This is a genomic window from Brevundimonas sp. GW821-FHT10E09 (assembly GCF_058809375.1).
The window spans coordinates 1-14,439 of record NZ_JBXASO010000026.1 but is presented as its reverse complement, the minus strand read 5'-3'; the positions used below and the strand labels follow the sequence as shown (position 1 = coordinate 14,439).

Sequence of the window (14,439 nt, the reverse complement as noted above, 5' to 3'; positions counted from 1 at the left end):
GAGGTCGCTCATATCCAGTCTCCTTACAGAGCCTGAATCAGATCGAGCACATCACATCAATGGGTCCTGAGCCTAGGCCGCCATCCCAATGACTTCTCAATTTGTCTTGCGAGATCGTGGATTGGCAGTGTAGATGGCCAATGTTCGCACAGTTTTATTATGCGAGGAGCCGCGTAAAGCTGTTCGATGCATCTATACAACTCTAGAAACAGGCTGCTCCAATATATTGAGAGCATCCCTTGAAGTAAGTTTTCGAACGGAATGTGTGGCGATCCGCCCTCGATGATTCCAACCAAGCTGCGTATATTCTGTTCGCCGAGTTCCAGAGGACCGTCTTCATATGACTGGGCGATCAGTGCCGAAATAACCCGCAGGTTTGACGAATGAAAATCTTCATTTGTGGAGGCTTTGAATACGGCCGCAGGCGGAAAAAGCGCAGCTACCGGCGCGAAGTCATGCCCGACATATCTTCCGTCATCATCTAAAGGAACTATCTCTATTGCATCCTTGATGTCATAGCCGCTGACTGTTCGGCGAGGCTGTATATCGCCTTCAACGATGCACGATTGAAGTATGCCAGGCGTCAACGGGTGGTCGTCCAAGCCAGTCGGCAACTCTTCGAGTTTGGGCAAGCCGAAGACGCAGAAGTATACGCATTCGTTATGGACCAACCGGAATAGCCGTATTTTTCGCGTCACGTCGTAGAAGGTGACTTTGGCCTTGGCCATAAGGTCGGCATCTTCATCCGAATGGCGAGCTACAAACCTAGTCGTTGTGGGGTCGTTTATCGGCACGCCGAGCGCGCCTGCAAACGCGATAAGCCGCCCGAAAATTACGTTGCTCATAGCCATTCTGTTCCGGGCCACATCAGGCTCTCCAGCACACCTCCATTCGGGGTATGGCGAAGTTTTCGTCGATAAGCGCTTTGAATGCAGTTTCGAAGAATGCTCGTTCCTGCCGGCCCACGCCCGACCGTTTCTGGACGCCGATTTTTTCGCTTAGGACGTCCAAACTGAGGAATTGGCCCAGTTCCGCTGGACTAAGGGTTTCCAGGTGCGCGACCAAGGCCGACGAGCCTTCCTTGAGTCGGTCCATCGCTGCAGTGCTGGCCGCTGGGTCACGATCCATTCCTAGACGTCCGAGAACGCCGACAGCACACGCTACAATGAACCCGACGCGTGCGGGCTGGCTGTCGAAGATGTTGCGACCGAAGCGGAATTTGGAGGGCGTCACGCCATCATTAATGTCCGCCCCTTCCATCTGTTCAGCAACAGTATCGTGCCGAGAGAACGCTTTGTCGATATCCACTAGGACTTGTACAATGGGATAGAAGAAATCATTGTACTTTGAGGTGGTAATTGCCTCCGCCATATCGAGGCGAGAGAACTCATCGGCCAGAGATTCTTGGGTGTCGATTTCAGTCTTTCGAAGTCCGAAAGCCAAGTATGCTTCGACTAAACTGTCAGCACTAAACTCGCCACCTTTGTATCGTCGTTCACTTTTCTCCATGGTAAGGAGGCGCTCAAACGTGATGCGCCGTTTCATCTCTTCAATCAGAGGGGCGTAGACTACTTGAAGCTGACGTTTCAGGTTCCATGGGACCTGTCCCGTGTTGAGGACCAGCATTCTGTATATAAGACTGTCAGTACTTTCTGATATCCAGCACTCTATACGGACTGTTTGATTGTATACGTGATTCTTATCCTCAGCGGCCGCCATCAACGCTGTCGTTCTTTGCATGCCATCAATAATCGAGATGCTTCCTGACCATTCGTCCTTGACGTGATCGAGGATTTTTTTCGCAGGCCAATCCTTCAGGTTGACCATGTCGTCTCTATTCACAACCGCGCCTATGACGACAGGCGGTAGAATGGCGCCCTTCTTGATATCGTCGATCATACGTTCGCGAATGCGCCGCCCAGATGTAGTTTTCAGGGCCTCGCGTTGGTACTTAATGCCACCCCGAGCGCGGTAGGCGTTTTCGACAAGGTTGATGTAATCCCCAACCACCATTGTGGTCATCAAGGACCAACAGTGGACGCGTTCGTCCATCAAGAGGCTTGAATAGGTTGTGTCGCTCATAGCAGTCCCCGAATCACTTCCCATAGTTAGCGAATGCAGGCGAGAGGGCTAGGGTAGTTTCACCTCCACCACACTTCCCCCTGCTCGGAACTTCGCTGACATCTCCGCCATCCCGGCCTCCGCCTCCGCCAAGCTCGCCCCCGCATCATTCTGCGCCATGGCATCGCGGCGGATGTCCTGGCTGATCTTCATGCTGCAGAATTTCGGGCCGCACATGGAGCAGAAGTGGGCGGTCTTGTGGGCTTCCTTCGGCAGGGTGGCGTCGTGGTATTTGCGGGCGGTTTCGGGGTCGAGGCCGAGGTTGAACTGGTCCTCCCAGCGGAACTCGAACCGGGCGCGCGACAGGGCGTCGTCATGGAGGCGGGCGGCGGGGTGGCCCTTGGCCAGGTCGGCGGCGTGGGCGGCGATCTTGTAGGTGATGACGCCGTCCTTGACGTCCTGACGGTCGGGCAGGCCCAGATGCTCCTTGGGCGTGACGTAGCAGAGCATGGCCGTGCCGAACCAGCCGATCATGGCCGCCCCGATGGCGCTGGTGATGTGGTCATAGCCGGGGGCGATGTCGGTGGTCAGCGGGCCAAGCGTATAGAAGGGCGCCTCGTGGCAGTGTTTCAGCTGCTCATCCATGTTCGCCTTGATCTTGTGCATCGGGACGTGGCCGGGGCCTTCGATCATGACCTGGCAGCCCTTGGCCCAGGCGATCCTGGTCAGTTCGCCCAGGGTCCGCAGCTCAGCAAACTGCGCCTCGTCATTGGCGTCGGCGATCGAGCCGGGGCGCAGGCCGTCGCCCAGGCTGAAGCTGACGTCATAGGCCCGCATGATGTCGCAGATGTCTTCGAAATGCTCGTAGAGGAAGCTCTCCTTGTGGTGGGCCAGGCACCATTTGGCCATGATGGAGCCGCCGCGCGAGACGATGCCGGTGACGCGTTTCGCCGTCATCGGCACGAAGGGCAGGCGCACCCCGGCGTGGATGGTGAAATAGTCGACGCCCTGTTCCGCCTGTTCGATCAGGGTGTCGCGGAACACCTCCCAGGTCAGGTCCTCGGCTATGCCGTTCACCTTCTCCAGCGCCTGATAGATGGGGACGGTGCCGATGGGGACGGACGAGTTGCGGATGATCCAGTCGCGGATGTTGTGGATGTTGCGGCCGGTCGACAGGTCCATGACGTTGTCGGCGCCCCAGCGGGTGGCCCAGACCAGTTTGTCGACCTCGTCGTCCACCGACGACAGGACGGCGGAGTTGCCGATGTTGGCGTTGATCTTCACCAGGAAGTTGCGGCCGATGATCATCGGCTCGACCTCGGGGTGGTTGATGTTGTGCGGGATGATGGCGCGGCCGCGGGCGATCTCCTGGCGGACGAACTCGGGGGTGACGAAGTCGGGGATGGATGCGCCGAAGGATTCGCCGTCGCGCTCCAGTGGCGAGTGGCGAGTGGCGAGTGGCGAGGAGGAAGAGGGGAGGGGGACCGTCGTGCCGTCGGCCAGGGTGATGGTCTGAGCGGTTTCGCTCGCCACGCGCCACTCGCCACTCGCCACTTCCCTGCGCAGGTTCTCGCGGATGGCGACATATTCCATCTCGGGCGTGATGATCCCGGCCTGGGCGTATTCGTACTGGGTGACGGGGCGGCCCTCGACGCCCTTGAAGACGCGGTGGTGCGAGGTGTCGAAGCGGGGGGCCAGGTTCTTGCCGCTGGCGTGGCCGTTGTCCTCGGGCTTGACCTCGCGCGGGTTGGCGACGGGGGCGATGTCGCCGCGATCCAGTTGCCAGGACGACTTAACGCGCGGCAGGCCGCGCTTGATGTCGATGGTGACGGTCGGGTCGGTGTAGGGGCCGGAGCTGTCATAGATGGTCACCGGCGGCTCATTGGCCGACGGGTGGACGGCGACCTCGCGGAAGGGGACGCGGATGTCGGGGTACAGTTCGCCGGCGACATAGACCTTGCGCGATCCGGCGCGTTCGCCGGTGGGGATGGCGCCGGTCTCTCGCATCACCTGCTCGCGGGCGTCCTTGAGGGCGAGCTCGACGTTCGGCTCTTCAGGCAGGGCGGGCGGGGTGACTTGGATGTTCATGGCGGCCTCAAACGGTTTGAGGTCCGCCGACGTCGGGCGCGAGGGTCCTGTAACGGGGACCGGAAAGCGTACTCATCCCTTCGCCGGCATGACCCGGATCAGGTTCGACGGGTCAGAGGAGAAACCTCTATCTCAGCCGCTCGATTGCGACCCCCCGGAGAACGAGGCTCAGGGTGACGCCGGGGGAGGCGGACGTCAAGCGGGCGCAAGCGTGGCTGGAAAAGGCGTCGGATTCGCGTGGGATAAGCGGTGAAACGGACTTGCCCGCCGACGTCCGGAGCGTCAAACGAGGGATGTGTCTATCCAATCCCTGATCATCGATTGCGACCCCGGCGTGGATGACGCCGTGGCGCTGTTCCTGGCCTTTGCGGCGGCCGAGCCGACGCTGCTGGCTGTCACCACCGTGGGCGGCAACGTCCCCGCCCACCTGACCCAGCGCAACGCCCGGATGATGCGCCAGATCGCCGGCCGTGAAGACGTGCCCGTGTTCGGCGGCGCCGAGCGCCCGCTGAAACGGCCCCCCGCCGGGGCGGGCGACTTCCACGGGCCCGAGGGGCTGGGCGACCTGGAGCCCTTCGCGCCGACCGGCATCATCGGCGACGGACCCGCCGCCAACGCCATCGTCGACCTGGTGATGAAACGCCCGGCCGGATCGGTCGCCGTCGCCGTCCTGGGGCCGATGACCAATCTGGCCCTGGCGATGAAGCGCGAACGGCGCCTGGCCGAGCATCTGGGGCCGGTCGTGGTCATGGGCGGTGCGCGGTCGGAGGGCGGCAACATCACCGCCTCGGCCGAGTTCAACATCTGGGCCGACCCGGACGCGGCGGCGGTGGTGTTCGGTTCGGGCTGCGAGGTGATCGCCTTCGGCCTGGACGCGACCCATCAGGTGCGGGCCACCGAGGCCCGGATCCGCGCCGTCGAGACGATCCGCACCGACCCGGCGCGCACCGTCGCCGCCCTGCTGCGCTTCTCGCAGCGGACCGAACGGCAGGTCGTGGGATCGGACGCCCCGCCCCTGCACGACCCCTGTCCCATCGCCTGGCTGATGAAGCCGGACCTGTTCACCCTGAAACCCTGCCGGATCGAGGTCGAGACAGGCTCGGACCTGACGCGCGGCCATACGGCGGTGGAGTTCCGCGTCGATCCCGCCACGGCGCGGCACCGCTGGGCGGTGGCGGCGGAAGGACAGGGGGTGTTCGACCTGCTGACCGAGACGCTGAAGGCGAAATGATGCGGATCACCGTCGTCGGCTCGATCAACCTGGACCTGGTCGCGACGGCGCCCCGGCTGCCGGCGCCGGGCGAGACGGTGACGGGGGCCAGCCTGGCCCGCTATCCGGGCGGCAAGGGCGCCAACCAGGCCTATGCCGCCGAGAAACTGGGCGCCGAGGTCAGCCTGATCGGCCGGGTCGGCAACGACTCCCTGGCCGGCGAGGCCCTGTCCCTGATGTCGGACCTGGGCGTCGATCTGGCGGGGGTCGAGACGGATGTGGCGGCGCCGACCGGCGTCGCGCTGATCGCCGTCGATCCGACGGGCGAGAACCAGATCGTGGTGGCGGCCGGGGCCAATCATATGGTCACGCCCGAGCAGTTGCCCCAGCGGATCGAGGGCGCCCTGATCGTCCAGCTGGAGCTGCCGGTCGAGACGGTCGAGGCGGCGGTGGGCCGGGCCACCGGCTTCGTCTGCGCCAATCTGGCCCCCGCCCAGCCGGTGTCGGAAATGCTGCTGCGCCGCGCCGACCTGATCGTCGTCAACGAGACCGAGGCCGCCTTCTATGGCGACGGCCTGCACCGCGGCGGCGGCCGGGTGGTGGTCACCAAGGGCGCCAGGGGCGCGGCGATGTATCAGCGCGGCGTCGAAATGGCCTGGGCGACCCCGCCGACCGTCGAGGCGGTCGACGCCACCGGCGCCGGCGACGCCTTCGTCGCGGCCATCACCGTGGCCCTGCTGGAAGGCATGGAGCCGACGCAGGCCCTGCGCTTCGCCTGCGCGGCCGGGGCCTTTGCGGCGACGCGGCCCGGCGCCCAGCCGTCGGCGCCGGAGCGGCATGAGGTCGAGGCGCTGCTGGCGGGTCAGTAGGCGTCGTCGCGCCCAAGCTGTGCTGTGCTAGTGTAACGTTTTTGACACAAATTGGTCCAGGCTGGTCGTAAGCCTATTGCAGTCGGGAAATAATACGGCACGGTGGCTCCCAGGATTTTGAGGGGAGTGCACGGCATGATTGAACGTAACGGGACGGGTCGTCGTCGCTGGCTGGCGACGGCGTCGGTGATCGGGCTGATCGCGGCGGCGGGAACGGCGGCGGCGGAGGTGCCCAATGACAACTTCAGCCCGAACGCGCCGCCGGTCCTGGCCGACCCCGATGCGATCAACGGCATCGGCAACATCATCGTCGACACCGGCGGCGGCTCGGTGGGGGTCTGCACCGGCAGCCTGATCAATCCGCGCACGGTGCTGTTCGCCGCCCACTGCGTCAACGACCTCCCCGACGTCGCCTACGGATCCCAGGGCCAGGGCAGACCGATCAGCATCGGGTTCAAGGGCGACGCCTTCGACGGCATCCTGAACTGGATCACCAGCGGCGACTACGCCACCAGCTATATCGACCAGCACTACAATATGAGCCGGGTCTTCTATGACCCCCGCTCGCTGGAAGACGCCCAGGGCGGCGGCTTCTATGAGGGCGATGTCGCCATCGGCGTGCTGGATTCGCCGGCCAAGGGCGTGCCGACCTGGGCCATGCTGTTCTCGCCCCTGACCGGCGACGAGGACCGGCACGTGATCACCGGCGGATACGGCCGCAGCGGGACGGGGTCCCTAGGTTCGGTTCAGGGGATCGACTTCCGCCGTCGGGCCGCCGAGAACATGATCGGCGCCCTGACGTCGCTGGACGACATCAACCTGTTCCTGTTCGGCGACGGCGCCCAGGGCGGGCTGAGTCAGAACCTCTATATGGTCGATTTCGACGATCCGGCCGGGACCGCGACCTTCGACTTCAACATCTTCGGCGACGACGTCGCGCTGGAGAACGAAGGCATGACGGCGGGGGGCGACTCGGGCGGTCCCCTGATCCTGGATCGGGCCTTCGACACGCCGGTGGTCGTGGGCGTCCTGTCGCTGGGATCGCGCTATTTCAACGGCCAGGGGGCGGCCAGCTACGGCACGACGGCGGGCTATCAGCCCCTGTATCTGTTCACCGACTGGATCGTCGCCAACAACCCCTACAAATACGTCACCACGACCGGCGGGAACGGCGACTGGTTCGATCCGACCCACTGGGTCCAGATGATGGATCCGAACTACAAGATCATCGACGCCAACGGCAATCTGGTCACGGGCCTGCCCGCCACGCCGGCCGAGGGCGTGGATTCGCGCGGCGGCGAATGGGGCAGCATCTGCTTCTTCGGCGATTGCGCCGATGCGGGACAACTGGCCGACTACAACCATGACCGCGAGGACGGCTTGAGCGGCGGCGCTCAGCCGGTCAAGGCCGAGGTGACCGGCGGCCGCACGATCGTCGATATGAGCGGGATCGTCGCGGGCGGGGCCGGCGGGGCGGCCGGCAGTTCGCGCGGTCAGACCGCCTCCGGACTGGCGGTGCGGCACGAAGCCTCGGCGGTGGGCACGGCGCCGGGCGCGACCCTGCCGTTCGAGATCGTTCCGGGCGGACCGGGTTCGACGAATTTCGTGCCGTTCAACGTCCAGGGCGATGTGCTGGCCGGCGAGAAGCCGCTGTTCTACGACGTCAACCTGATGTCGGCGGGAACGACGACGCTGAACGCCCCCGCCGTCATCGACCGGTTGACCATCGGGACCAGCGGCGCGGTGCTGGACATCGGCGCGGACGGCCTGTTGTTCGCCCAGAACGACGTCGGCGTCTGGGCCGGTCAGCTGAACGTGGACGGCGCGCTGCTGACCTTTGAAATGCTGCTGGCGGGCGGGGTTCTGAGCGGTTCGGGCGTAGTCGACTCCACGGTCCTGACCTCGGCCATGGGCTCGATCGCCCCGGGCGGGCAGGGCGAGATCGGCGAACTGACCCTGTTGAGCGATCTGGTGCTGGCGTCGGGCTCGCGCCTGTTCATCGACATCGGCGGTGATCAATCCGACCGTCTGACGGTTCTGGCCGACAGTTTCGAGGGCACGGCCGGCATTGCCTCGCTGGGCGGGCTGCTGGGGCTCAACTTCATCAGCGCGCCGAAGTTCGGCCAGACCTATACGGTGCTGACGGCCCAGGGCGGCATCGACGGCGAATTCGACGCCGTCACCGACATCTCGGGCGTGCTGTACCCGGTGCTGGACTACACCACGACCAGCGTGGAGGTGGAGATCGAGGCGGGGTCCTATCTGGACTTCATCAACCCGAACTCGCGCGCCCAACGCACCGTCGGCGGGATGCTGGATGCAGCGCGGGCCACGGACTATGCGGCCCTGGGCGACATCTACGCCCAGACGGACCTGCTGGAAGGCGAGGCCCTGGAGGTCGGGCTGGAGAGCCTGTCGCCCTTCGCCGCCCACTCCGGCGTGACCCTGCTGTCGGCCCAGACCGAGGCTCTGCGCGGCGTGGTGGACGGACGGATCGCGCGGGATCGCTCGGGCGGGGCGAGCGAAGGCCTGACCCTGATCGGGTCGGGCGTGGAGGTCGCGTCGCTGGATCCGGCGGCGACGGCCGCAGCGGCCGGCATGGCGACCCGCCAGGCCCAGGAACGGGCGCGCTGGGGCGGATGGAAACAGGGAGTTTCGGCCTATTTCGGCGCCGGCGCCATCGAGGGCGAGGCGGGCCAGTTGCGCGGAACCCTGGCCGACAGCCGCAGCGACGACCAGAGCGCCTGGTATGTCGTCGGCGGCCTGGAACGGACCATCGACGCCCTGACCGTGGGGGCCAGCCTGGCCTATGCCGAGGGCGAGTCCGACTTCGCCGAGGGGATCAGCACGGCCGACAGCCGTCAGGTTCAGGCGACCCTCTATGGGGCGGTGGACCTGGCGTACGGCGCCTATCTGGGGGCCAAGGTCGGTTATGGCGCGGCGGATCTGGACACCGAACGGGCCTTCGCCATCGGCGGCGCCGGCTTCCGCGCCGACGGGGAGACGGACGGCAAGGTGGTCAGCGGCGGGGCCGAACTGGGCTTCAACCTGACGCGCGGCGGGCTGAAGCTGCAGCCGAACATCGGGCTGAACGCCTATTCGGTCGATCTGGACGCCTATCAGGAGACGGGCGGGGTCGCGGCCCTGAGCGTCGCCGACCAGTCGTTCGATTCGCTGCAGCACCATATCGGGCTGCGGGTCGGCGGCGAGACAAGTCGCGGCCGCTGGAGCATCAAGCCGGCGCTGGACGTGCGCTGGGTGCATGAGCTGGCGGGCGACAACCGCAATGTCGAGGCCGCCTTCGTCGCGGCCGACGGCTTCGGCGGGGTCTTCGCCGGCGCCAGCAATGACAGTGAATGGGCCGAGATCGGCGGTTCGGTCGCCATCGAGGGCGACCGGTTCGGCGTGACGCTGAAGGCCGCCTCGATGGTCGATCGCGAGGATCTGGACTACCAGACCTACAACGCCACGGTGACGATGAAGTTCTGATCCACCGGGTCGGGACGTGGAGACGGCGGCCCCGGCGGGGTCGCCGTTTTCGTTGAGCGGTCCATCGGGCCAGTAGGGCGACTGTGACAGTGTAACGTCAAAACGGCTTGGCGCCGCGCGTCGGGTGTCGTTAGGTCTCACGCTTGTAACTCGTGGGGGATTTCGGATGATGATGCGTGTTCGTGGGGCCGGTCTTGCGCTGGCGGCGGTGTTGATGGCCTCGACGGCGAGCGGGGCGTTCGCCCAGACCGCCGCCGCGCCGGCGGTTTCGGTCTATCAGCAGCCGCCGTCGCCGATCGCCGACATCCTGGACGCCAAGCCGACGCCGTCGCCGATGCTGAGCCCCGATCGCAAGATCCTGGTGCTGCTGGACCGGTCCAACCTGCCCAGCATCAAGGCGCTGGCCGAGCCGATGCTGCGGCTGGCGGGGACGCGGATCAATCCGCGCAACAACGGCATGGCCGAGAGCCGGGTGTCCTGGCTGACCGGGCTGAGCCTGCAGGCGGTGGACGGGGGACCGGCGCGGGTCGTGGCCCTGCCGGCCGAGGCGCGGTTCACGGCGCCGCGTTTTTCGCCCGATGCGAAATCCCTGGCCTTCGTGCTGGACCGGCCGACGGGGCTGGAGCTGTGGGTCGTGGATGTGGCGACGGCGCGGGCGCGGAAACTGACCGAGCCGGTGGTCAATATGACGGGCGGGACGGGCTATGAGTGGCTGCCCGACAGCTCGGGCCTGCTGGTCGAGGCGGTTCCGGCGGGACGGGGGCCGGCGCCCGATGTGACGACGGCGCCGACGGGGCCGAACATCGAGGAGACGGCCGGGCGTGTGGCGCCGGTGCGGACCTATCAGGACCTGCTGTCGAACCCCGGCGACGAGGCCCTGTTCGACCATTATTTCACCTCGCAGCTGACCCTGGTTCCGCTGAACGGCCGTGTACGGACGATTGGGGCGCCGGCCGTCTATCTGGACAGCGCCGCATCACCGGACGGGAAATACATCCTGCACGAGATCGCCAAGCGGCCTTACTCCTATGCGGTGCCGGACGACCTGTTCCCCACCGAGATCGTGGTGACGGACCTGAACGGGCGTGTGGTGCGGACCGTCGCCGATCTGCCGTTGCGGGACGATGTACCCACCGCGTTTGACGCCGTGGCGCCGGGGCCGCGCTCGGTGGGCTGGCGGGCCGATGCGCCGGCGACCCTGACCTGGGTCGAGGCCCTGGACGGCGGCGACCTCAAGCGCGAGGTGGAGTTCCGCGACCGGGTCTTCATGCAGGCCGCGCCCTTCACGGCCGAGCCGGTCAAGCTGATCGACCTGAAGGAACGGTTCGGCGGGATCGTGTGGGGCAGGGACGACCTGGCCGTGGTCAACAGCCGCTGGTTCAACACCCGGCACGAGACGCGGTTCGTGGTCGATCCGTCGAACCCCGGCGAGGGGCGGGTGCTGCTGGAGCGGAACTATCAGGCGCGCTACGACGATCCGGGCCAGCCGGTGACCCAGCCCAATGCGGCGGGCCGGTCGGTGATCCGCTTCGATCCCCAGGGACGCATCCTGATGTCGGGGGCCGGGGCGACGCCGCGGGGCGCCTTCCCCTTCCTGGCGGCCATGGACCCGGCGACGGGGCGCAGCGAGCGGCTATGGACCTCGGCCGATACGGATTACGAGGCGGTGGTCGGCTTCCTGGACGCGGACGGCAAGCGGGTGGTGACGCAGCGCGAGACACGGCTGGATCCGCCGAACCTGCAGATCCGCGACCTGACGACGGGCCAGACGACGGCCCTGACCCACTTCCCCGATCCGGCGCCGCAGCTGGCTGGGGCGACGCGCCAGCTGGTGACCTATGAGCGGGCCGACGGGGTCAAGCTGTCGGGGACCCTGTATCTGCCCGCCGGTTACGACAAGGATCGCGACGGGCCCCTGCCCATGCTGATGTGGGCCTATCCGGCCGAGTTCACCGATGCGGCGGTGGCGGGCCAGACGGTGGATGTGCAGAACCGCTTCGTGCGGCCGGGCGGGTCCAGCCACCTGTTCCTGCTGACCCAGGGCTATGCGATCTTCGACAACCCCTCCATGCCCATCATCGGCAAGGACGGGGCCGAGCCGAACGACACCTATGTCGAGCAACTGGTCGCCGACGCGAAAGCCGCGGTCGATGCGGTGGTCGGCATGGGGGTGGCGGATCGCGACCGGATCGCGGTCGGGGGCCACAGCTACGGCGCCTTCATGACCGCCAATCTGCTGGCGCACAGCGACCTGTTCAGGACCGGCATCGCGCGGTCGGGCGCCTATAACCGCACCCTGACGCCGTTCGGCTTCCAGTCCGAGCAGCGCAACTATTGGGAGGCGACCGAGATCTATACCGAGATGTCGCCCTTCACCTACGCGAACAAGCTGAACGAACCGATCCTGCTGATCCACGGCGAGGCGGACGACAACTCCGGCACCTTCCCGGTCCAGTCCGAGCGCTTCTATGCGGCGCTGAAGGGGCTGGGGGCGACGGCGCGTTACGTCACCCTGCCGCTCGAGGCCCACGGCTATCGTGCGCGGGAATCGGTGGGCCACACGCTTTGGGAGATGACCCGCTGGATGGACCAGTATGTGAAGAACGCCCCGCCGCGCGCGGCGGAGTGACTTCAGGGCTGGTGGTCAGGGCCTGACCACCAGCCGCACCACCTCGCCGGCGTGCAGGCGGTCGAAGCCGGCGTTGATGTCGTCCAGCGGGATGACGCCGCTCATCAGCCGATCCACCGGCAGGCGGCCCTGGCGGTAGAGGGCGACGTAGCGGGGGATGTCGCGGCTGGGGACACAGGTTCCGATGTAGGAGCCCTTCAGGGTGCGCTCCTCCCCGACCAGGGAGACGATGTTGACGGCCAGGGCGGCGTCGGGCGGGGGCAGGCCGGCGGTGACGGTGGTTCCGCCGCGCCGGGTCATCTTCCAGGCGGCGTCGAGGGCGCGGGCCGAGCCGGCCATTTCGAAGGCGAAGTCGGCGCCGCCCTTGGTCAGGGCGCGGACCTGATCCACCGCATCGGGATCGGCGCCGTTGACGGTCTGGACCAAGCCTGAAGTGGCGCCGAGGGTGCGGGCCAGGGCCAGCTTGTCCTCCGACAGATCGACGGCGACGACGGGGGAGGCGCCGGAGGCGAGGGCGCCCAGGACGCTGGACAGGCCGACGCCGCCCAGGCCGATGACCACGACGCTCTGACCCGCCTTGACCCCTGCGGTGTTCACCACGGCGCCGACGCCGGTCAGGACGGCGCAACCGAACAGGGCCGCCTCCTCGAACGACAGGTCGGGATCGATCCGGACCAGGGACCGGCGCGAGACGACGGCGCGTTCGGCGAAGGCGGAGCAGCCGAGGTGGTGGTTGACCGGTTCGTCCTCGCGGAAGAGGCGGCGGGCGCCGGACAGAAGCTCGCCCTTGCCGTTGGCGGCGGCGCCCGGCTCGCACAGGGCGGGACGGCCGCCGGCGCACGGGTCGCAATGGCCGCAGGACGGCATGAAGACCATGACGACGTGGTCGCCGATGCTGAGGTCCGTGACGCCGTCGCCCAGGGCCTCGACCACGCCTGCGGCCTCATGCCCCAGGGCCATGGGCAGGGGGCGGGGACGGTCGCCATTGATGACGCTGAGGTCCGAGTGGCACAGGCCGGCGGCCCTGATCGCGACCAGGACCTCGCCGGGGCCGGGCGGGTCCAATGTGACCGTCTCGACGGAGAGGGGCCTGCTGTCGCGGTAGGGGTGCGCGGCGCCCATGGCGGACAGGACGGCGGCGCGGGTGGTGATGCTCATGGGTCAAGCCTTCGTCATCGATGCGCTATCGATAGGCGCTTGACGCAACGGCGTCCAAGCCCGAGCCTCGCATCGAGAGCGACGCCGAATGTCGCCCAGGAGGAAGACCGCAATGCCGAAGACGGAACTGGGCCCCTTGGCCGAACGCGCGACCTACAAGGCGTTTCACATGGTCTCGACGCGCTGGGCCGACAACGACCAGTATGGCCATATCAACAACGCGAAATTCTACGAGTTCGTGGACTCGGCGGTGAACGCCCATCTGATGATCGCCAATGCGCTGGACGAGTCCATCGGCCTGGTGGTGGATAGCGGCTGCCAATACACCTCGGCGCTGAAGTTTCCCGATGTGATCGAGGTCGGGATCAAGGTGGACCGGATCGGCACCTCCAGCGTCAGCTATGGCTTCGCCGTGTTCAAGCGCAGCGCCGACGTGCCGGCCGCCGTCGGCCATTTCGTCCACGTCTATGTTGACGCCGAGACGCGCCGACCCAAGCCCCTGCCGGCCAAGCTGAGAGCGGTGGTGGAGAACCTGAAGGCGGGGTGAGGGAAGGGCGGCGTCCTGGGGCGGGCGCGGCTTTCGGCGCAAGTGTCGATGACCGCCTTCGACCCGTTGCGGGCTTTCAGTGTGCTCGATAGTCGCCACTGGAGTATGTATCGACTATGGGCGAAATGCCGCCGTCCACTAAGGTAACCCACATGTTCGGTGTGCTCTTATCTCGAGCCTGCGTGGCGTCGATGGCTCTCACGGTCGCAGGCGCAGCTGTCGCGCAGGATATCGAGGATTCGACGGTAACCGCTTCCAACGGCGTTCTGGTCAGCATCAAAACCATAGCACGCGCCAATCGCCGGGAGATTTACTCTCCAATGGTGGAGGGCGACAGCACCGACATCTACGCGGGACGGATCGACATTGGCGGGGCTGCAGGCGCTCT

Annotated in this window: 10 protein-coding genes and 1 riboswitch; of the genes, 6 read left to right on the top strand and 4 right to left on the bottom strand. The window is 66.2% G+C overall.

Annotated elements, in window-relative coordinates:
• Nucleotides 1-56: 56 nt before the first annotated feature.
• The 3 genes from AC1RSI_RS16500 to thiC are packed head-to-tail and all read right to left on the bottom strand — an operon-like array spanning nucleotide 57 to nucleotide 4,149.
• Nucleotides 57-851 carry a hypothetical protein gene (locus tag AC1RSI_RS16500; RefSeq protein ID WP_291751592.1) on the bottom strand — a complete coding sequence of 265 codons (795 nt, stop codon included), beginning with the start codon at nucleotides 849-851 and terminating at the stop codon, nucleotides 57-59.
• Nucleotides 852-867: 16 nt separating this feature from the next.
• Complete coding sequence (locus AC1RSI_RS16495; protein ID WP_230307705.1) at nucleotides 868-2,082, bottom strand: hypothetical protein; 1,215 nt, start codon at nucleotides 2,080-2,082, stop codon at nucleotides 868-870.
• A gap of 48 nt (nucleotides 2,083-2,130) precedes the next feature.
• Nucleotides 2,131-4,149: a phosphomethylpyrimidine synthase ThiC gene (thiC, locus tag AC1RSI_RS16490; RefSeq protein WP_447941196.1), complete on the bottom strand. Its 2,019-nt coding sequence runs from the start codon at nucleotides 4,147-4,149 to the stop codon at nucleotides 2,131-2,133.
• A 57-nt stretch (nucleotides 4,150-4,206) separates the two neighbouring features.
• A riboswitch (TPP riboswitch) is annotated at nucleotides 4,207-4,316 on the bottom strand.
• A gap of 128 nt (nucleotides 4,317-4,444) precedes the next feature.
• Here thiC and AC1RSI_RS16485 point away from each other — a divergent pair.
• The 4 genes from AC1RSI_RS16485 to AC1RSI_RS16470 all read left to right on the top strand — a co-directional run bounded on the left by AC1RSI_RS16485 (nucleotide 4,445) and on the right by AC1RSI_RS16470 (nucleotide 12,346).
• Nucleotides 4,445-5,380: a nucleoside hydrolase gene (locus AC1RSI_RS16485; protein ID WP_154726699.1), complete on the top strand. Its 936-nt coding sequence runs from the start codon at nucleotides 4,445-4,447 to the stop codon at nucleotides 5,378-5,380.
• Nucleotides 5,380-6,228 (top strand): ribokinase, encoded by an 849-nt coding sequence (locus tag AC1RSI_RS16480; protein ID WP_154726702.1) that lies wholly within the window; start codon nucleotides 5,380-5,382, stop codon nucleotides 6,226-6,228. The genes AC1RSI_RS16485 and AC1RSI_RS16480 overlap by 1 nt, the downstream gene beginning before the upstream one ends.
• A 135-nt stretch (nucleotides 6,229-6,363) precedes the next feature.
• The gene (locus AC1RSI_RS16475; RefSeq protein ID WP_154726698.1) at nucleotides 6,364-9,717 is read left to right on the top strand and encodes an autotransporter domain-containing protein; all 3,354 of its coding nucleotides are present in this window, start codon (nucleotides 6,364-6,366) and stop codon (nucleotides 9,715-9,717) included.
• A 166-nt stretch (nucleotides 9,718-9,883) separates the two neighbouring features.
• A complete protein-coding gene (locus AC1RSI_RS16470) occupies nucleotides 9,884-12,346 on the top strand; it encodes a S9 family peptidase (RefSeq protein ID WP_154726697.1) in 2,463 nt (820 codons plus the stop codon).
• A 15-nt stretch (nucleotides 12,347-12,361) separates the two neighbouring features.
• Here AC1RSI_RS16470 and AC1RSI_RS16465 read toward each other — a convergent pair whose 3' ends face one another.
• Nucleotides 12,362-13,504 carry a zinc-dependent alcohol dehydrogenase family protein gene (locus AC1RSI_RS16465; protein ID WP_154726696.1) on the bottom strand — a complete coding sequence of 381 codons (1,143 nt, stop codon included), beginning with the start codon at nucleotides 13,502-13,504 and terminating at the stop codon, nucleotides 12,362-12,364.
• Nucleotides 13,505-13,616: 112 nt separating this feature from the next.
• Between AC1RSI_RS16465 and AC1RSI_RS16460 the strand changes: the two genes are divergently transcribed.
• Both AC1RSI_RS16460 and AC1RSI_RS16455 read left to right on the top strand, forming a co-directional pair.
• Nucleotides 13,617-14,051 (top strand): acyl-CoA thioesterase, encoded by a 435-nt coding sequence (locus tag AC1RSI_RS16460; protein WP_008258890.1) that lies wholly within the window; start codon nucleotides 13,617-13,619, stop codon nucleotides 14,049-14,051.
• A gap of 152 nt (nucleotides 14,052-14,203) precedes the next feature.
• On the top strand, nucleotides 14,204-14,439 hold a 236-nt coding region (locus tag AC1RSI_RS16455), incomplete at its 3' end, for a hypothetical protein (protein ID WP_492322702.1).